This is a genomic window from Rathayibacter sp. AY1E3, assembly GCF_002932235.1.
Classification (GTDB): domain Bacteria; phylum Actinomycetota; class Actinomycetes; order Actinomycetales; family Microbacteriaceae; genus Rathayibacter.
In genome coordinates, this window is the sequence record NZ_PSVN01000011.1 from 1 (window position 1) to 18389 (window position 18389).

Consider the following 18389-nt stretch of genomic DNA (forward strand, 5'->3'; position numbering starts at 1 on the left):
CCGCTTCGACGCGGTCGTGCTCGCCGGCGGACGCGCTTCCCGCCTCGGCGGCGCGTGAGACCCCGCCGCTCCTCCGCCGCCCGCACCGCCACCCCCGTCCGCCCCACCCGAGAGGAGGCGACCGCATGTACGAAGGCATCGTCCAGGAGCTGATCGACGAGCTCGGCCGGCTCCCCGGCATCGGCCCGAAGTCCGCCCAGCGCATCGCGTTCCACATCCTGCAGACCGAGACGTTCGACGTCACCCGGCTCGCCGAGATCCTGCTCGAGCTGCGCGGCCGTGTGCACTTCTGCGACATCTGCGGGAACGTGGCGGAGGAGGCGACCTGCGGGATCTGCCGCGATCCGCGCCGCAGCCGCGCCGTCATCTGCGTCGTGGAGGAGGCGAAGGACGTCCCGGCGATCGAGCGCACCCGCGAGTTCCGTGGGCTCTACCACGTGCTCGGCGGCGCGATCAGCCCGATCGACGGCATCGGCCCGGATCAGCTCCGCATCCGCCAGCTGCTGCAGCGGCTCGCGGACGGCGAGGTGCAGGAGGTCATCATCGCGACCGACCCGAACCTCGAGGGCGAGGCGACGGCGACCTACCTCTCGCGCATGCTCAGCACCCTCGGCATCCGCATCACCCGCCTGGCCTCCGGGCTGCCCGTCGGCGGAGACCTCGAGTACGCCGACGAGATCACCCTCGGCCGCGCCTTCGAGGGCCGCCGGCTCGTCGAGAACTGACGCGGCCGCCGGAGTCGCATGACCGCTCCGGCATGCGGTCGACCGGTAGACTCGCCCGTCGGGTCGCGACGGCGGTCCAGCCACCGACACGGGAGCAGCACGTGAGCCTGATCGTCCAGAAGTTCGGCGGGTCCTCCGTCGCCGACGCGGAGAGCATCAAGCGGGTCGCGAAGCGGATCGTCGCCACCAAGCAGGCGGGCAACGACGTGGTCGTCGCCGTCTCGGCCATGGGCGACACCACCGACGACCTGCTCGAGCTCGCCCACCAGGTCACTCCCATCCCCGCCCCCCGCGAGCTCGACATGCTGCTCTCCTCGGGCGAGCGCATCTCGATGGCGCTGCTGGCGATGGCGATCAAGAGCATGGGCTTCGAGGCCCGCTCCTTCACCGGCAGCCAGGCCGGCATGATCACGGACGCGCAGCACGGCGCCGCCCGCATCGTCGACATCACCCCGGTCCGCCTCCGCGAGGCGCTCGACGAGAACGCCGTCGTCATCGTCGCGGGCTTCCAGGGCTTCAACCGCGACACGAAGGACATCACCACCCTCGGCCGCGGCGGCTCGGACACCACCGCCGTCGCGCTCGCCGCGGGACTCGGCGCCGACACCTGCGAGATCTACACCGACGTCGACGGCGTCTTCACCGCCGACCCGCGGGTCGTCAAGAAGGCCCGCAAGCTCGACCGCATCACCAGCGAGGAGATGCTCGAGCTGGCCGCCGCGGGCGCGAAGGTGCTGCACATCCGCGCCGTCGAGTTCGCCCGCCGCCACGGAGTCACGCTCCACGTGCGCTCCTCCTTCAGCCCCAACGAGGGCACCATCGTCTACAACGCCGAGACCGCCGGCGCCGAGCAGAACGGACAAGCCGTGGAAGAGCCCATCATCGCCGGAGTCGCCGCCGACCTGAACGAGGCGAAGATCACCGTCGTCGGAGTCCCCGACATCCCGGGCAAGGCCGCGCAGATCTTCACGATCGTGGCCAAGACCGGCTCGAACATCGACATGATCGTGCAGAACGTGTCGGCTGCGGCCACCGCCCGCACCGACATCTCGTTCACCCTGCCCAAGGCCGACGGCCAGACGGTCCTCATGGCTCTCAACGCCGAGAAGGACGAGGTCGGCTTCGAGTCCCTGCAGTACGACGACCAGATCGCCAAGCTCGCGCTCGTGGGCGCCGGGATGCGCACCAACGCCGGCGTGTCCGCGAAGCTGTTCCGCTCCCTCTACGAGGCCGGGATCAACATCGAGATGATCTCCACGAGCGAGATCCGCATCTCGGTCGTCACCCGCGCCGACACCGTGAACGAGGCCCTGCGCGTCGTGCACACCGCCTTCGGGCTCGACGCCGAGGACGAGGCCGTCGTCTACGCCGGCACCGGCCGCTGACGGCCGGACACCCTCGCGATCCGGCCGTTCCTCCCGAGCGGCCGGAGCGACCGGTACCCTCTCCCTCGATCCCCCCGCCACGAGCGGCCCGCGCGCCGCACGGACGAAAGAGCACAGCATGAGCAGCACCCCCCTCCACGTGGGCGTCGTCGGCGCGACCGGCCAGGTCGGGAAGGTGATGCGCCGCCTCCTCGAGGAGCGCGACTTCCCGATCGCGTCCATCCGCTTCTTCGCCACCGCCCGCTCGGCGGGCACGACGCTGCCGTTCCGCGGCGAGGACGTCGTGGTCGAGGACGTGGAGACCGCCGATCCGTCGGGGCTCGACATCGCCCTGTTCTCGGCCGGAGCCACGGGCTCGCGCGCGCAGGCGCCCCGCTTCGCCGCGGCCGGCGTCACCGTGATCGACAACTCCAGCGCGTGGCGGATGGACCCCGAGGTCCCGCTGGTCGTCAGCGAGGTGAATCCCCACGCCATCGACCAGGCGGTCAAGGGCATCATCGCCAACCCCAACTGCACCACGATGGCCGCGATGCCGATCCTCAAGGTCCTCGACCGCGAGGCGGGGCTCACGCGCCTGATCGTCAGCACCTACCAGGCCGTGTCCGGCAGCGGACTGGCCGGAGCGAACGAGCTGGCCGGCCAGGTCCGCGCCGCCGTCGCCGACGAGCACCTGCTCGACCTGGTGCACGACGGCTCGGCGGTCGACTTCCCCGCGCCGGACAAGTACGTCGCCCCGATCGCCTTCGACGTCATCCCCTTCGCGGGGAGCCTGGTCGAGGACGGCTCGAACGAGACCGACGAGGAGAAGAAGCTCCGCAACGAGAGCCGCCGCATCCTCGAGCTCCCGGAGCTGCTGGTCTCGGGCACCTGCGTGCGCGTCCCCGTGTTCACCGGCCACTCGCTCTCCGTCAACGCAGAGTTCGCCTCCGCCCTCAGCCCCGAGCGTGCTCGCGAGCTGCTGGCCGACGCGCCCGGCGTCGTGCTGCGCGAGGTGCCGACTCCGCTGGAGGCCGCGGGCAAGGACCCGAGCTTCGTCGGCCGCATCCGCGCCGACGAGGGTGCTCCGGAGGGACGCGGCCTCGCGCTCTTCATCAGCAACGACAACCTCCGCAAGGGCGCGGCACTGAACGCCGTGCAGATCGCCGAGCTCATCGCGGCGAAGCAGCCCGTGTCCTGACCGGCGTGGACGGGGCCGGCGCCGAGCGCTCCGGCCCCTTCCGGGTGGAAAAGCCGCGAATTTGATGGGGGAGCGGGGCCCCTCCCCGCCGCGGCGTGCTCGGGCGAGCGTAAACTCGACTCTCGTGAACTCCTCGGAACCGGTCGACGTCGCCCTCATCGGTGGGGGCATCATGAGCGCCACGCTCGGCGCCCTCATCACCCAGCTGCAGCCCGACTGGACGATCGCCGCCTACGAGCGCCTCGGCGACGTGGCGCAGGAGTCGTCGAACCCGTGGAACAACGCGGGCACCGGTCACGCGGCCCTCTGCGAGCTGAACTACATGCCCGAGGCGGCCGACGGCTCCGTCGACCCGGCCAAGGCGATCCAGATCAACGAGCAGTTCCAGATCTCGCGCCAGTTCTGGTCGAGCCTGGTGGAGTCCGGCGACATCCGCGAGCCCTCCAGCTTCATCAACCCGGCGCCGCACATGACCTTCGTGCACGGCGAGGCCAACGTCGAGTACCTCCGGAAGCGCTACGAGGCCCTCAAGGACCAGCCGCTGTTCGCCGGCATCGAGTTCACCGAGAGCGTCAAGACCATCCACGAGTGGGCGCCCCTGCTGATGGAGCAGCGTCCCGCCGGCGGCGGCCCCTACGCGGCGACGCGCATGCCGGCCGGCACCGACGTCGACTTCGGCTCGCTGACCCACCAGCTGTTCGACCACGTCGTCGCCCACGGCGGCACGCTCGACACCGGCCGCGAGGTCACCGACATCACCCGGCAGAAGGACGGCACCTGGCGCCTCGACCTCAAGCAGGTCGTCGGAGGCACGCCCCAGTCGGTGACCGCCCGCTTCGTCTTCGTCGGCGCCGGCGGCGGTGCGCTGCACCTCCTGCAGAAGTCGGGCATCCCCGAGATCAAGGGCTTCGGAGGCTTCCCGATCTCGGGCCAGTTCCTCCGCACCGACAACCCCGAGCTGGTCGCCCGGCACAAGGCGAAGGTCTACGGCAAGGCCGCGGTCGGCGCGCCCCCGATGTCGGTGCCGCACCTCGATGCGCGCGTCGTCGACGGCGAGTCGTCCCTCCTCTTCGGCCCCTACGCGGGCTTCACGCCCAAGTTCCTGAAGCGGGGCTCGTGGCTCGACCTGCCCCTGTCGATCCGGCCGCACAACATCGGCCCGATGCTCGCGGTCGCCCGCGACAACCTCGACCTGATGAAGTACCTGATCGGCGAGGTGCTCGCCGGCCGTGGCAAGAAGATGAAGGCCCTGCGCGAGTTCCTGCCCACCGCCCGCGACGAGGACTGGTACCTGATCACCGCCGGCCAGCGCGTCCAGGTGATGAAGAAGGACGAGAAGAAGGGCGGCGTGCTGCAGTTCGGCACCGAGGTCATCACCGGAGGGGACGGCACGATCGCCGGCCTGCTCGGCGCCTCGCCCGGAGCCTCGACCGCCGTGCCGATCATGCTCGACATCGTGCAGAAGTGCTTCCCCGACCGGATGAAGGCCTGGGAGCCGCGGATCCGCGCGCTGGTGCCGAGCTACGGCTCGACACTCAACGACGCGCCCGAGAAGGCCGAGCAGACGGTCACCGCGACCGCCGAGACGCTGGAGCTGTCCGCCTCGGTCTGATCGGCTGCGACCCGCTCGAACGTATGTTCTAATGGCTCCATGAGGTGGAGCGGGCAGTCGATCGGCACGGCCGACGAGGCCGCGCTGCCCGGGCTCGTCAAGCTCACCGACCTGGTGCGGACGGTGCGCACGCCGGAGTTCGAGGGCATCACCTTCTACGAGGTGCTCGCGAAGTCGGCGCTCAACCGCGTGCACACCTCCTCGAAGATGCCGTTCGGCTGGAGCATCAACCCGATGCGCGGCTGCACCCACGCCTGCACCTACTGCTTCGCCCGGCCCACGCACGAGTACCTCGAGTTCGACGGCGGCCGCGACTTCGACTCGCAGATCGTCGTGAAGGTGAACGTCGCCGAGGTCCTCACCCGGGAGCTCGCGAAGCCGAGCTGGGAGCGGCACCCCGTGGCACTCGGCACCAACACCGATCCGTACCAGCGCGCCGAGGGCCGCTACCGGCTGATGCCGGGCATCATCGCCGCGCTCGCCGCCTCGGGCACCCCGATCTCGATCCTCACGAAGGGCTCGCTGCTGCGGCGAGACCTGCCGCTGCTCCGCGAGGCCGCCGAGCACGTCCCGGTCGACCTCGGAGTCTCGATCGCCGTCTACGACGAGGGCCTCCAGCGCTCCGTCGAGCCGGGTGCGCCGACCGCGGCGGCCAGGCTGGCGACGGTGACGGCGGCACGGGAGGCCGGCTTCGACTGCTCGGTGTTCCTCATGCCGATCCTGCCGTTCCTCACCGACACACGGGCGCACCTCGACGAGTCGCTCCGGGCCTGCCGCGAGGCGGGCGCCAGCACGATCATGTACTCGACCCTCTACCTCAAGCCCGGGGTGAAGGAGTGGTTCCTGCAGTGGCTCGGGCAGGAGCACCCCGAGCTGGTCGACAAGTACCGAGCGCTCTACCCGGGCCGCGACGCCTACGCGCCTCTCGAGTACCGGCGCTGGCTCTCCGCGCGCATCCGCCCGCTGATGCGCGCGCACGGGCTCGAGCGCGGCGAGGAGGACCCGGCCACCGGCTCCGTCAAGTCCTCCGCCCTGAATTCGCTGGGGACGCTGCGGACCCTCGGCGGCGAGCGGCGCTCCCTCCAGCACGACGGGCTGCTGGTCGGGGAGCTCGGACCGGAGCGCGCCGCGATCCTGCCCGGCGTCGGGCAGCCGACGCTGTTCTGAGCCGGGGGCGGGCCCGGCCGCGGCTAGGATCGTCCGCATGGTCACCCGCTCCGGTGAGCCCTCGGGCTCCTCCGCCCGGAGCGCCCGCGACGCGGCACCCCGTGCGGTCCGGCTCGGCCTGCTCGACCCGCGCGAGGACCTGCTCGCGGCGACGAGCGCGTGGATCCGCACCCACGCCCCGGACTTCGAGGTCGTCGTGGCCGCCTCCACCTGGCACGACCTGGTGACGAGCGCTGTCTTCCCCACCCAGGTGGTCGTGATGGACGCCGAGCTGCGCGAGCCGATCTCGATCGAGGCGCGGATCCGGACCTGCCGGGCGGCCGGAGCCGCGGTCGTGGCGCTCTCCGCGAGCGAGGACGACGAGGTCCGCGAGCGCGCCCTGAAGGCCGGAGCCGTGCGGCACCTGGCGAAGTCGCGCCCGCTCGCCGAGGTGATGGAGCAGACCCGCGCCGCTCTCGAGATGCGCTCTGCCGACGTCTCGTCCGCGCAGTGGCGGCCCCTGCCGTCCGGAGTCGCGGCGCAGCAGCGCCCACGGCTCAGCGCCGGCGAGCTGGAGGCGCTGCGCCTCTACGCGTCCGGATCGAGCACCCCCGAGGTCGCCGCCAAGATGAACGTGCAGTTCGAGACCGCGAAGACCTATCTGCAGCGCGTGCGCCGCAAGTACGTCGCCGTCGGCAGGCCCGCGAGCCGCCGGGCCGATCTGATCCGCCGCGCCGGCGAGGACGGGTTCCTCCCGTGACCGGCCCCTGCTCACCCCGGGGGCCCCGCCTCCGGACCCGCCCCGAGGAGACCTGATGGCCAAGCTGTACTTCCGCTACGGAGCGATGAACAGCGGGAAGAGCACGTCGCTCCTGCAGGCCGCGCACAACTACGAGGAGCGCGGGCACCGGGTGCTGCTGGCCAAGCCGGCCGTCGACACGAAGGGCGAGGAGCTGATCGTGTCGCGGCTCGGCGTGACCCGTCCGGTGGACATCCTGTTCGAGCCCGACGGGGACCCGGTGGCCGTCTTCACCGCCGCCCGGGCCCGCGTGCTGGCCGAGTCGAAGCGCGACGTGAGCGCTCTGCTCGTCGACGAGGCGCAGTTCCTGCCGGAGTCGCACGTCGATGATCTGCTCCGGATCGCCATCCTCGAGAACGTGCCCGTCCTGGCGTACGGCATCCGCACGGACTTCCGCACCGCCGCGTTCCCGGGAAGCAGGCGGCTCCTGGAGATCGCCCACAGCCTCGAGGAGCTGAAGACGATCTGCCGGTGCGGGCGCAAAGCGATCTTCAACGGGCGCGTCGTGGACGGCCGCTTCGTCTTCGACGGCGATCAGGTCGCGATCGACGGAACGGCGGTCACCTACGAGTCGCTGTGCGGCGCGTGCTACCTCCAGGAGAGCCGCGGCCGGCTCCGCGGGTGACCGGTCGAGCGTTCCTCACCGGCGCGACACCCCTCCGAAACGAGGAAGTGGGTAGCCTGACGACGTGACAACACCGGAAACGGAATTACGCCTTTCGAAGCAGCAGGAAAGGTCGGGGGAAACGATGACGGCGCAAGGGGCACCGCTGAGGCGTCGGCCGTCGTGGGAGCAGGACTACCGGCGACGGCTGCTCATCACGGACGTCGTCGCGATCGTCCTCTCCGTCTTCGGCACGCAGCTCTTCTGGTTCGACCTGAACCTGAACTCTGATCTGGGGTTCAAGAATCCCGCCGACATCGCGGTCAGCTACACCTGGGTGTCCGTCGCCCTGTCGGTCGGCTGGCTCCTCGCCCTCCAGATCTTCGACACGCGCGACCGCCGGATCGTCGGCACCGGCTACGTCGAGTACCGACGCGTCGTCGACGCCTCCATCTGGCTCTTCGGCATCGTCGCGATCATCGCCTACCTGCTCCAGATCCTGCTCGCGCGCGGCTACATCATCACGGCGTTCCCCGCCGGGATCGTGCTGATCTGCGTCGGCCGCCTGGTCTGGCGCTCCTGGCTCACCCGGCAGCGCCGGGCGGGCCGCTTCTCGAGCCAGGTCGTGCTCCTCGGCTCCCGCGCGAGCGTCCTGCACACCGCGCGCGAGCTGCGTCGCGGCACCGAGGCCGGCTACAAGCTCGTCGGCGCCGTCTCGACCTCGGTCGGCGGTGCGGACGCGCTGCGGAGCGAGCAGGAGCTCTCGGGCCTCGCGGTCCACGGGTTCACCGGGATCGACGGCGTCCGCGCCGTAATGGACGCCACCGGTGCCGACACGGTGGTCGTCACGAGCTCCGACGAGCTGGCGCCGCAGCGGATCCGCGAGCTGAGCTGGACGCTCGAGCCCGGGCGCGAGCACCTCGTCGTGGCGCCGAGCCTCACCGACATCGGCGGTCCGCGCATCCACACCCGCCCCGTCGCGGGCCTTCCGCTGATCCACGTCGAGACCCCGCGCTTCGACGGCCGCCAGCGGTTCGCCAAGCGCCTCTTCGACATCCTGGCGTCGACCATGCTGATCATCCTCAGCGCGCCGGTGCTCGTCGTCATCGCCGTGCTGGTCAAGGTCACCAGCCCCGGGCCCGTGCTCTTCCGGCAGGAGCGCATCGGCCTGAACGGCGCGACCTTCGAGATGCTGAAGTTCCGCTCGATGGTCGTCGACGCGGAGGCGCGACTGGCGGCTCTCGCGTCGCAGCAGCGTGCGGAGGGGAACTCGATCCTCTTCAAGATGGCGAAGGACCCCCGCGTCACCCGGGTGGGTGCGATCCTCCGGCGCTTCAGCCTCGACGAGCTGCCCCAGTTCCTGAACGTCTTCCGCGGCGACATGTCCCTGATCGGCCCCCGCCCGCCGCTGGCCCGCGAGGTCGAGCAGTACGAGGAGCACGTGCACCGCCGCTTCCTGATGAAGCCGGGCATCACCGGGCTCTGGCAGGTCAGCGGACGCTCGAACCTCTCGTGGGAGGACACCGTCCGCCTCGACCTGTACTACGTCGAGAACTGGTCGATGACCGGCGACATCGTCATCCTCTTCAAGACCGCGCGCGCCGTCCTCGCCCGCGACGGGGCGTACTGATCGCCGGGGGGAGGGGCGCCGAGCCCCGCACCCTGTCCGTCTCGGTCCTCGAGACCCCGTTCCGCGTGGTCTTCGGACGCGGCGTCGGCGACGAGGACGCGGCGCGGATCGCCGACAGCTGGGCCGCCTGCGCGTCCGAGCCCGACGCGGGAGCACGCGACGTCCTCGCCGAGGTGGGGCACGATCCCTCCGTCCCGGTCGACGGCTCGCCCCGGGTCTCGAGCGCCACGCTCGCGCAGCTCGAGGAGTCCCTGACCTCGACCCTGACCCTCGAGGCGATCGGCGCCCGGCGCGCCGACCTGCTGATGCTCCACGCCTGCGGGATCTCCGACGAGTCCGGCCGCGTGCTGGCCTTCGTCGCCGCCTCCGGGACCGGCAAGACCACCATCGCCCGGACGCTCGGGTCCCGCTTCGGCTACGTCACCGACGAGACGGTCGGCGTGACCCCGGAGGGGCGCGTCCTGCCCTATCCCAAGCCGCTGTCGGTGAAGCCGCTGACCGGATCGGCGCCGAAGGCGCAGCTGGCCCCCGGGTCGCTCGCCCTCCGACCGGTCCCGGAGGCGCCCCTGCGTCTGGCGGGCGTCCTGCTGCTCGAGCGCCGCGACGGCGTCGGGACGCCCTTCCTCGAGCACGTCGACCCGGTCGACGCGATCGAGGATCTGGTGCCGCAGACCTCGTACCTCTCGGCCCGACCGCGGCCGATCGCCGATCTCGTCCGCACCCTCTCGGCGCTGGGCGGCGTCCGGCGACTGGTCTACTCCGAGGCCGCAAGCGTGGTGCACCTGGTCGAGGAGGTCTTCGCGTCCCTCGGCGCCGAGGCCCCGTCCGCCTGGTCCGAGGTGGTCTCCGTGCAGCTCGACCCTGTGGGCGAGGCCCTGCCCGGCACCGTCCTGCGCACCCCTGCGGACGACGCGGTGGAGCTCGCCGACGGCCAGCTGCTCGTGTTCTGCGGCGGCACCCTCGTGCGCCTGTCCGGCATCGGCCCGACGATCTGGCGCCACGCCGGCCGGGGCTCCGATCTGCCCGGTCTCGTCGCCGCGGTGCTCGAGGAGGCGGGCCCGCCGCCCGCCGGCGTCGATGCGGAGGCGGTCGTCGAGTCGGCGGTCGTCGAGCTCGAGGGCCGCGGAGTGATCACGAGAGGGACTCCGCCGCAGCCCACCCCCGACGGGTGGCACGGTTGACGCGCCTGGCGCCGAGGGCGCGGAAGCGCTGTGTCAGAATTCGGAAGAACCCGTCGCCGGCGCCCGCCGCGTGATCCGTACCAGCGAAGGAAATCTGACTCTGTGGAACTTCGAGACGTCCTCCGGCTGCTGCGCGACCACTGGATCCCGATCGTCGCGGCGATCCTCCTCGGCACTCTCGTCGCCTTCGGCTGGTCGCTGACGCAGAAGCCGCGGTACGTCGCCGACTCGCAGGGCCTGGTCTCCGTCGCCACCACCGGTGCCGACGACAGCCAGGCGATCTACACGCAGCAGATCGCGCAGTCCGTCGCCAAGTCGAGCCTCGCCACGTACGTCCCGATCGCCACCTCGCGCGACGTGGCGCAGATCGCGATCGACAGCCTCGGCCTCGACGTCTCGCCCGCCACGCTGATCTCGGCGATCACGGTGCAGGCCGACACGGTCGCCCCGGTGATGAAGGTCAGCGCCACCGCCTCCACCCCCGAGGGCGCGCAGAAGCTCGCCGACGCCTGGGTCGCGGCCATCGCCACCAAGGTGCAGCAGGTCAACCAGGAGACGGGCGTCGGCGACACGGTCTCCCTCACCGTCCTGCAGGCCGCGGCGCTCCCGTCCTCGCCGGCGTTCCCGAACCTGCGCCTCGTCCTCGCGGTCGGCGCGCTCGCGGGCCTCGTCCTCGGTCTCGTCTACGCGTTCGTCCGCAACACGCTGGACCGGCGCATCCGCACCGCCGAGATGGTCGAGCGCCTGTTCGACCTCCCCGTGGTCGGCACCCTCCCCGTCGACAAGCGCCTCAGCGAGACCAACCGCATCGTCCCCGAGGCCGACACGACCGACTACATCAAGGCCGACGGCAAGCACGCACTCGCCGAGGCGCTGCGCGAGCTCCGCACGAACCTGCAGTTCATGAACATCGACAGCCCGCCGCGCATCATCGTCGTGACGAGCCCGCTGCCCTCGGACGGCAAGTCGACGGTGACCGCGAACCTCGCGGTGACGCTCGCCGCCTCCGGCCAGCGGACCGTCGTCGTCGATGGCGACCTCCGCAAGCCCACCGTCGCCAAGTCGTTCGGCCTCGTTCCCGGCGTCGGCCTGACCGACCTGCTGATCGGCAAGGCGGAACTGCAGGACGTCCTGCAGCCGTGGGGCCCGTCCGGCAACCTCTGGGTGCTCGGAGCCGGGTCGATCCCGCCGAACCCGTCCGAGCTGCTCGGCTCCAACGGCATGGACATCCTCCTGCACGAGATCGCTCGCGAGGCCATCGTGCTCGTCGATGCGCCGCCGCTCCTGCCCGTCACGGACGGCGCCATCCTCACCGCCCGCACCGACGGCGCGCTCGTGGTCATCTCCGCGGGCAGGACGACGACCGACGAGCTGGGCAAGGCGATCCAGAACCTCGAGCGGGTCAGCGGCCACACCCTCGGCGTGATCCTCAACCGCGTGCCCGCGCGCGGCCAGGTCGGCCGGGGCTACGGCTACTACTACACGAGCTACTACGGCTCCGAGCGATCGGGTGCCCGCCCGGACACGGCCGTCGAGCCCGAGCCCGCGTCGACCTCGGCCTGAGCGCCCCGCGATGATCTTCCCGGGAGACGACTCCGCCCGCCCCGCCCGCCGGAGCTGGCGACCGGACGAACCGGTCGCCGCCTCCGCCGCCCCCGTCTTCACCGTGCTCTCGGTCTGCACCGGCAACATCTGCCGGTCGCCGATGGCGGAGCAGCTGCTGCGCGCCGCACTCGCCGACGCGACATCACCCGCGGGAGGTCCGCTCTTCGCGTTCACGAGCGCCGGAGTGAGGACGCGCGACGGACTGCCGATGGACCCGGTCTCGGCCCGCTTCTCGGCTCAGCACGGGGGAGACCCGGCCGCGCACACGAGCGCGGTGCTCGGCGACGCGATCGCCGGCGACGCCGACCTCCTGCTCACGATGACGCGCGACCACCTGGTCGACGCCTCCCGGCGCTTCCCGTCGCTCCTCCTCCGCGGCTTCACGCTGCTCGAGTTCGCCCGCGTGCTGCCGTTCGTGCTGCGGGAGGTGCCGCTGCCGACGGTCGAGGACCCCGCCGCGCGGCTCCGCGCCGTCGTGCGGCTCGCCGCCGCCCACCGCGGGCGCGCCCCGCGGGGCGAGGGCGGCGACGACATCGAGGACCCGATCGGCCGCAGCGAGGCCGTGCACGAGCGCGTGGCGGCGCAGATCGCGGCGGCTGTCGCCGACGTCTCCCGCGATCTGAGAGCATTGGCGCGGCGGTAGTCGCGCGTCCGCGGGCGCGCTGACGCCTCGCCGCATCGCATCGCTCCTCCTCACCGTCGCGACCGCGACACGAACCCGCCACGATTCGGAGAACCCCTGTGAAGCTTTCTGTCATCGGCTGCGGCTACCTCGGTGCCGTCCACGCTGCCGCCATGGCCGAGCTCGGCCACGACGTCATCGGCATCGACGTCGACCAGAAGAAGATCGACGCCCTGGCCGCCGGCACCGCGCCGTTCTTCGAGCCCGGCCTCCCGGAGCTGCTGTCCTCCGGCGTCGCCTCCGGGCGCCTGCGCTTCTCGACCGACATGGCCGACGCCGCCGGTGCGGCCGTGCACTTCGTCGCCGTCGGCACCCCGCAGAAGCCGGGGGAGAACGCTGCGGACATGACCTACGTCGACTCGGCGATCGACGGTCTCCTGCCCTACCTCGAGGCGGACTCCCTCGTCGTCGGCAAGTCGACCGTCCCCGTCGGCACCGCCGCCCGCCTGGCCGACCGCATCGCCTCCTCCGGTGCGACCCTCGCCTGGAACCCCGAGTTCCTCCGCGAGGGCTTCGCGGTCAAGGACACGATCAGCCCCGACCGGCTCGTCTACGGCGTGCCCGCGGGCGAGGCCGGAGCAGCGGCGAAGGCGACCCTCGACGAGGTCTACGCGACGGCGCTCGCGGCCGAGACCCCGCTCGTGGTCACCGACTACGCCACCGCCGAGCTGGTGAAGGTCTCGGCCAACGCCTTCCTCGCGACCAAGATCTCGTTCATCAACGCGATCGCCGAGATCGCGGAGGTCACCGGCGCGGACGTCACGCAGCTCGCCGACGCGATCGGCTACGACGTGCGGATCGGCCGCCGCTTCCTGAACGCGGGCATCGGCTTCGGAGGCGGCTGCCTCCCGAAGGACATCCGCGCCTTCTCGGCCCGCGCCGACGAGCTCGGCGTCGGCGAGTCCGTCGCCTTCCTCAAAGAGGTCGACGCGATCAACCTGCGTCGCCGGCAGCGCGTCGTCGACCTCGTCACCGAGGGCCTGGGCGGCTCCGTCGAGGGCCGCCGCATCGCGGTGCTCGGTCTGGCGTTCAAGCCGGAGTCGGACGACATCCGCGACTCGCCGTCGCTCGACGTCGCCGCTCGCCTGCACGACCTCGGTGCGACCGTGGTCGCGACCGACCCCGAGGCGATCGAGAACTCGCGCCGCCGCTACCCCGAGATCACCTACACGACCGACGTCGACGAGGCGCTGGCCGGTGCCGACGCCGTGGTCGTCGTGACGGAGTGGAAGCAGTTCCGCGCCCTCGACCCCGCGGCCACGGCGGCGAAGGTGGCCAACACCTTCCTCGTCGACGGTCGCAACTGCCTCGACCCCGCCGCCTGGCGTGCGGCCGGCTGGGAGTACCGCGGCCTCGGCCGCTGACGCGGCGGAGCCGTCGTCTCAGCGGACGCGGCTCGGCTGATCCGCCACGACGCCGGAGGTGCCGCGGAGGGGGATGTGCGCGAAGGCGTCGTCCCACTCCGCCGCCCTCCGGCGTCGTCGTGCGCGGACGACCATCCGGAGCAGGACGCCAGCGACCGCGCCGAGAAGCGCGCCGGAGGTGTTCATCACGACGTCGTCGACGGTCGCGAAGCGCGCCGAGAGGAAGAGCAGCTGGCCCGCCTCGATGAGCGAGCTCACGACGGCGCCGACGGCGACGGCGACCCACGCCCTCCGGAGCCGCAGGTTGAGGGCCAGGAGCAGCCCCAGGGGCACGAACAGGGCGATGTTGGCAGTCGACTCGATGAACGCGTAGTCGACCATCGGGAGGCCGTGCCGGGCGAACCAGGAGGTCACCCGGCCGAGATCCCCCCGCACTCCCGCATCGACGGGCGTCGGCCAGAAGGCGATCGCTGCGAGCGCGACCACGTAAGGCACGCCGATGGCGAGGGTGAGGCGGGTGAGCGACCGGGTCACGGTGCTCCTCTCGTCGGTCGTCGGGCGGGGGCGGCGACGACGGCGGAAGAACAGTCTCGCTCCCGGCTGCTGGGATCGGGCCGGGAGGCGCGGGGGAGTGGGCTGGAGGCACGCCCGTGCGCAGGACGCTCGGGACGCCGACAGGGGTGCTCGAGCCGGAGAGCGCGGGGCGGTGATCGCGCCGGCTCCGTCGTCGACCGGGCTCCGGCCCGGGCGAGCATCCGCCTGCGGGCGAGCCCCGCCACAGCAGAATTCCGAGAACGCCCCGGGAACGACGAAGCCCGGCCGGATCATCGATCCTGGCCGGGCTTCTCACCGGTCGGGGTAGCGGGATTCGAACCCACGACCTCCTCGTCCCGAACGAGGCGCGCTACCAAGCTGCGCCACACCCCGGTGTGCTCGTCACGGAGAACCGCTCACGAGCCTCGACAATAGTAGCCGATTTCCGGACCGCCGTCGGACACCCCTCGTCAGGCCGCCGGAGTGAGCGTGACGAGGGTCACCTCGGGCCGGCAGGCGAAGCGCACCGGTGCGTAGATCGAGGTGCCGACTCCGGCGGACACGTTGAGGTACGAGCTGCGCAGTCCGTTGTCCCACGTCGTCGAGCCGGCGACCTTGTCGCGCGGGATGTCGCAGTTGGTGACGAGGGCGCCGAAGCCCGGGACGCAGACCTGCCCGCCGTGCGTGTGCCCGGCGAGGATCACCTCGGCGCCGCGGGCGACGAAGTCGTCGAGGATGCGCTGGTAGGGCGCGTGCGCCACGCCGATGCTGACCCCGGCCGGTCCGTCCTCCGCGCCGCGCAGCTCGTCCACGGCTCCGGCGACGAGGTCGATGCGGTCGAGGCCGATGTGCGGGTCGTCGACGCCGAAGAACTCGATGCGCGTCCCCTTCACCGTGATGCTCTCGGCGCGGTTGTTGAGGTCCACCCACCCGAGCCCGTCCGAGAAGAAGCCGGTCAGCCCGTCGGTGTCGAGATCGGCCTCGTGCTGCTTGGGGTTCTTGGAGGGGCCGACGAAGTAGCGGAGCGGGTTCTTGATCCGAGGGCCGAAGTAGTCGTTGGATCCGTTGACGAAGGCGCCGGGGATCCCGGCGAAGGGCTCCAGAGCCCGGCGGATGCCGAGCACGCCGTCGCGGTGGCCGAGGTTGTCGCCGGTGTCGACCACGACGTCGGGGGCCAGGGCGAGGAGCGAGCGGATCCACTCCTGCTTCTTCGTCTGCCACGGGGCCATGTGCAGGTCAGACACGTGCAGGACGCGGATCGGCTCGGAACCCGCGGGCAGCACCGGGAACGACGTGCGCCGGACGGTGAACAGCGTCCGCTCGACGCCGATGCCCCAGGCCGCGGCGACGGCTCCGGCCGCGGCGACGGTCGCGAGGGCGGTGGTCAGGGGGCGACGGGTGCGTCCGGTCATGGGTCCTTCTCTCGCACGTCGGCCGCGAGCGCGGTCGCGTTCATTCTGCCGGACGCTCCCTCGGGAGCAGCCGGGGGTGCCGGGGCTCAGCCCGCGCGGGGCGGGGCGCCCGGTCCGGCACTGATCTTCAGGGTGATCTCCGCGCCCCGGGAGACGCGCGACCCGGCGGGCGGGTTCGTCTGCGCGACCGTCCCTGTCGGGCGGTCGGAGGGGACCGGAGAGGTGTCGACGCGGACCGTGAAGCCGACGGAGCGCAGGCGTGCGGCCGCCGCAGAGGGGCTCTGGCCGGTGACCTGGGGCACGGCCTCCTGCGGAGCGTCGACGAGCGAGCGGACCGGAGCCGGGAACGCCGTCCCGCCGTACTTCGCGTCGGCGACGCGCATGATGCGCGGCCAGATCTGGTGGCGCACCTGACCGGCGTTCACCCGGTTGAGACTGAACCCGCGCATGGAGGTGAAGCCGGTCACGTTGCCGACCCAGGTGGCGGTGGCGACCTCGGTGCTCGCGCCGACCATCCACGTGTGCAGCGCGTCGTCCGTGGTGCCGGTCTTGCCGATGTGCGGCACCCCGGTGCGGGGGTTGGAGGGGGCGCCGGTGCCGCCCGTCACCACCTGCTGCAGGGCGTAGCCGGCGGTCGCGGCCACCTCCTCGGACATCCCCTGGCTGCACTCGGAGGCGGGCGGCGCGACGTCCGCGCCCGTGCGGTCGACGATCCGGTCGATCGCGATGGGCGTGCAGACGGTGCCCTTGTTCGCGAAGCCGGCGAAGGCCGTGGCCATCGTGAGCGGAGCGATCTCGTTGGTGCCGAGGATGGTCGGCGCGAGCTTCTGCAGCTCGGTCCCGTCGGCACGGTGCACGCCCATCGCCAGCGCCGTGTTGCGGATGCCGCAGAGGTCCAGCTGCTGGGCCATGGCGGCGAACGAGGTGTTGATCGAGCCGGTCGTGGCCTGCAGGGCCGTGGTCACTCCTCCGTTGCCGCCCTCGTCGTTCCCGGGGTTCCAGGACTCGCCGTAGTAGACGCCGTCGGGCTCGCAGCTGTCACGGAAGGTCGTGTAGGCGCGGCGGGTGCCGTCGACGCTCTCGCCGAGCGAGTGCCCCTCCTGCAGCCACTCCGCGAGGGTGAACACCTTGTAGGTCGAGCCGACCTGGAATCCCGAGGAGCCGCCGTACCCGAAGTCGGTGTTGTAGTTGACGCTCGTGTAGTTGGGGCCCGTCAGGTCCGGATCGTTGGAGTAGTCCTTGTTCTGGGTCATCGCGAGGATGCGGCCGGTGCCGACCTCGACCGAGACGCTCGCGCTGCCGATGTTCACGTTCGCCATCGACTTGGGCACCCAGTCGTCGGTGGCCGAGACGGCGGCCTGCTGCAGGTCGGAGTCGAGGGTCGTGTAGATCCGGTAGCCGCCGCGCTTGAAGGTGGCGTCGCGCTCGTCCTGGCTCGCACCGAACGCGTCGTCGTTCTTGATGACCCAGGTGACGTAGTCGCAGAAGAAGGCCGCGACTCCGGCCGTCTGGCAGCCGGTGCTCGGCTCGGTGATGTTCGGCGTCACGGGCTCGGCGACGGCCGCCTGCGCCTGCTCGGACGTCACCTTCGACTCGAGGTCCATGCGGGTCACGATGTAGTCGCGCCGGTCCCGGGTCTGCGGGTAGCCCTCCGCGGCGGGGTTCGCCGGGTCGCCGGGCCGGTCGAAGCGGAACTTCTCGGGGTTGTTCACGATCGCGACGAGCGCGGCGGACTGCGCGAGCGAGAGGTCCTTCGCGCTCACTCCGAAGTAGTAGCGGGCAGCCGCCTCGACGCCGTAGACGGTGCCGCCGAACAGGGCGATGTTGAGGTAGCCCAGCAGGATGTCGTTCTTCGGATACTCCTTCTCGAGCCCGATGGCGAGCCGCATCTCCGCGACCTTGCGCTCCGGAGTGGTCTCCGTGGCCTCGCGGTAGGCCGCGTCGCGCTCGATCGGATCGCTGAGCGCCTCCGCCTTCTGCACGAGCACGTTCTTGACGTACTGCTGCGTGATGGAGGAGCCGCCCTGGACGTCCCCGCCCATGGCCGTCGTCGCGGCCGCGCGGACGGTGCCGAGCAGATCGATGCCGCCGTGCTCGTAGAAGCGGGGGTCCTCGGATGCGACCACGGCGTCCTTCACGAACGGCGAGATCTCGTCCCAGCCCACCTCGACGCGGTTCTGGGCGTAGAAGGAGGCGAGCAGCACGTCGCCGCCGGAGGAGTCCTTCGCGTACACGTCGCTCTTCTCGGCGAGCGTGCCGATCTCGAGGTACTCGGGGAGGTTGTCGAACATCTCCACCGTGTTGCCGGCGGCCATGCCGCTCAGCGCGATCGCCGGCGTCACCGAGGCGGCCACCAGGACTCCCGCGACGACGCTCATGGCGACGATGCCGATCAGACCGCCGACGGCGCCCCCGATCGTCTTCACGACTCTGGTCCCGCCCTGCCCCGACATAGAATCAGCGTAGTCGCCGCGCTCGGACGAGCCGCGGCGCTCATCCCGCCGACGCGCGGCGCTCAGCAGTCGTCCCGCAC

General features: G+C 71.6%; 15 protein-coding genes and 1 tRNA gene. 12 read left to right on the plus strand and 4 right to left on the minus strand.

The annotated features are described in order from the left end of the window. Nucleotides 1-125 precede the first annotated feature (125 nt). The 12 genes from recR (at nucleotide 126) to C5C53_RS10605 (ending at nucleotide 13910) form a co-directional block, all read left to right on the plus strand. Nucleotides 126-725 carry a recombination mediator RecR gene (gene recR / locus C5C53_RS10550; RefSeq protein WP_104222157.1) on the plus strand — a complete coding sequence of 200 codons (600 nt, stop codon included), beginning with the start codon at nucleotides 126-128 and terminating at the stop codon, nucleotides 723-725. A gap of 101 nt (nucleotides 726-826) precedes the next feature. After that, nucleotides 827-2110, plus strand: a complete 1284-nt coding sequence (locus tag C5C53_RS10555; protein ID WP_104222160.1) for an aspartate kinase — start codon at nucleotides 827-829, stop codon at nucleotides 2108-2110. A 118-nt stretch (nucleotides 2111-2228) separates the two neighbouring features. Then, nucleotides 2229-3287 carry an aspartate-semialdehyde dehydrogenase gene (locus C5C53_RS10560; protein WP_104227259.1) on the plus strand — a complete coding sequence of 353 codons (1059 nt, stop codon included), beginning with the start codon at nucleotides 2229-2231 and terminating at the stop codon, nucleotides 3285-3287. Nucleotides 3288-3351: 64 nt separating this feature from the next. Continuing rightward, entirely contained in the window at nucleotides 3352-4899 is a 1548-nt protein-coding gene (locus C5C53_RS10565) for a malate:quinone oxidoreductase (RefSeq protein WP_104233746.1), read from the plus strand. A gap of 39 nt (nucleotides 4900-4938) precedes the next feature. Beyond that, a complete protein-coding gene (locus C5C53_RS10570) occupies nucleotides 4939-6066 on the plus strand; it encodes an Rv2578c family radical SAM protein (RefSeq protein ID WP_104222165.1) in 1128 nt (375 codons plus the stop codon). 37 nt (nucleotides 6067-6103) lie between these two features. After that, nucleotides 6104-6805, plus strand: a complete 702-nt coding sequence (locus tag C5C53_RS10575; protein ID WP_104267500.1) for a LuxR C-terminal-related transcriptional regulator — start codon at nucleotides 6104-6106, stop codon at nucleotides 6803-6805. A gap of 55 nt (nucleotides 6806-6860) precedes the next feature. Then, complete coding sequence (locus C5C53_RS10580; RefSeq protein ID WP_104227256.1) at nucleotides 6861-7469, plus strand: thymidine kinase; 609 nt, start codon at nucleotides 6861-6863, stop codon at nucleotides 7467-7469. Between the two features lie 124 nt (nucleotides 7470-7593). Then, nucleotides 7594-9078 carry a sugar transferase gene (locus tag C5C53_RS10585; RefSeq protein WP_104267501.1) on the plus strand — a complete coding sequence of 495 codons (1485 nt, stop codon included), beginning with the start codon at nucleotides 7594-7596 and terminating at the stop codon, nucleotides 9076-9078. A gap of 65 nt (nucleotides 9079-9143) precedes the next feature. Further along, complete coding sequence (locus tag C5C53_RS10590; RefSeq protein ID WP_104267502.1) at nucleotides 9144-10259, plus strand: hypothetical protein; 1116 nt, start codon at nucleotides 9144-9146, stop codon at nucleotides 10257-10259. A gap of 102 nt (nucleotides 10260-10361) precedes the next feature. Beyond that, nucleotides 10362-11822, plus strand: a complete 1461-nt coding sequence (locus tag C5C53_RS10595; protein WP_181127754.1) for a polysaccharide biosynthesis tyrosine autokinase — start codon at nucleotides 10362-10364, stop codon at nucleotides 11820-11822. Nucleotides 11823-11832: 10 nt separating this feature from the next. Beyond that, nucleotides 11833-12507, plus strand: a complete 675-nt coding sequence (locus C5C53_RS10600; protein WP_104267504.1) for a low molecular weight phosphatase family protein — start codon at nucleotides 11833-11835, stop codon at nucleotides 12505-12507. 98 nt (nucleotides 12508-12605) lie between these two features. After that, nucleotides 12606-13910 (plus strand): UDP-glucose/GDP-mannose dehydrogenase family protein, encoded by a 1305-nt coding sequence (locus C5C53_RS10605; RefSeq protein ID WP_104222179.1) that lies wholly within the window; start codon nucleotides 12606-12608, stop codon nucleotides 13908-13910. Between the two features lie 18 nt (nucleotides 13911-13928). On the opposite strand, the gene C5C53_RS17460 is transcribed toward C5C53_RS10605, so the two are convergent. The 4 genes from C5C53_RS17460 to C5C53_RS10625 form a co-directional block, all read right to left on the minus strand. Continuing rightward, nucleotides 13929-14444, minus strand: a complete 516-nt coding sequence (locus tag C5C53_RS17460; RefSeq protein WP_244229599.1) for a VanZ family protein — start codon at nucleotides 14442-14444, stop codon at nucleotides 13929-13931. A gap of 319 nt (nucleotides 14445-14763) precedes the next feature. Continuing rightward, nucleotides 14764-14837: transfer RNA gene (locus tag C5C53_RS10615), tRNA-Pro, on the minus strand. A 77-nt stretch (nucleotides 14838-14914) separates the two neighbouring features. Beyond that, complete coding sequence (locus tag C5C53_RS10620) at nucleotides 14915-15856, minus strand: metallophosphoesterase (protein WP_104222183.1); 942 nt, start codon at nucleotides 15854-15856, stop codon at nucleotides 14915-14917. 86 nt (nucleotides 15857-15942) lie between these two features. Further along, complete coding sequence (locus C5C53_RS10625; RefSeq protein WP_104267506.1) at nucleotides 15943-18309, minus strand: transglycosylase domain-containing protein; 2367 nt, start codon at nucleotides 18307-18309, stop codon at nucleotides 15943-15945. Nucleotides 18310-18389: the final 80 nt, after the last annotated feature.

Excerpts from the sequence above, each read along its gene's own strand:
- recR (WP_104222157.1), top strand. The coding sequence starts at position 126 with ATGTACGAAGGCATCGTCCAGGAGCTGATCGACGAGCTCGGCCGGCTC.
- C5C53_RS10560 (WP_104227259.1), top strand. The coding sequence starts at position 2,229 with ATGAGCAGCACCCCCCTCCACGTGGGCGTCGTCGGCGCGACCGGCCAG.
- C5C53_RS10565 (WP_104233746.1), top strand. The coding sequence starts at position 3,352 with ATGGGGGAGCGGGGCCCCTCCCCGCCGCGGCGTGCTCGGGCGAGCGTA.
- C5C53_RS10570 (WP_104222165.1), top strand. The coding sequence starts at position 4,939 with ATGAGGTGGAGCGGGCAGTCGATCGGCACGGCCGACGAGGCCGCGCTG.
- C5C53_RS10575 (WP_104267500.1), top strand. The coding sequence starts at position 6,104 with ATGGTCACCCGCTCCGGTGAGCCCTCGGGCTCCTCCGCCCGGAGCGCC.
- C5C53_RS10580 (WP_104227256.1), top strand. The coding sequence starts at position 6,861 with ATGGCCAAGCTGTACTTCCGCTACGGAGCGATGAACAGCGGGAAGAGC.
- C5C53_RS10585 (WP_104267501.1), top strand. The coding sequence starts at position 7,594 with ATGACGGCGCAAGGGGCACCGCTGAGGCGTCGGCCGTCGTGGGAGCAG.
- C5C53_RS10600 (WP_104267504.1), top strand. The coding sequence starts at position 11,833 with ATGATCTTCCCGGGAGACGACTCCGCCCGCCCCGCCCGCCGGAGCTGG.
- C5C53_RS10620 (WP_104222183.1), bottom strand. The coding sequence starts at position 15,856 with ATGACCGGACGCACCCGTCGCCCCCTGACCACCGCCCTCGCGACCGTC.
- C5C53_RS10625 (WP_104267506.1), bottom strand. The coding sequence starts at position 18,309 with ATGTCGGGGCAGGGCGGGACCAGAGTCGTGAAGACGATCGGGGGCGCC.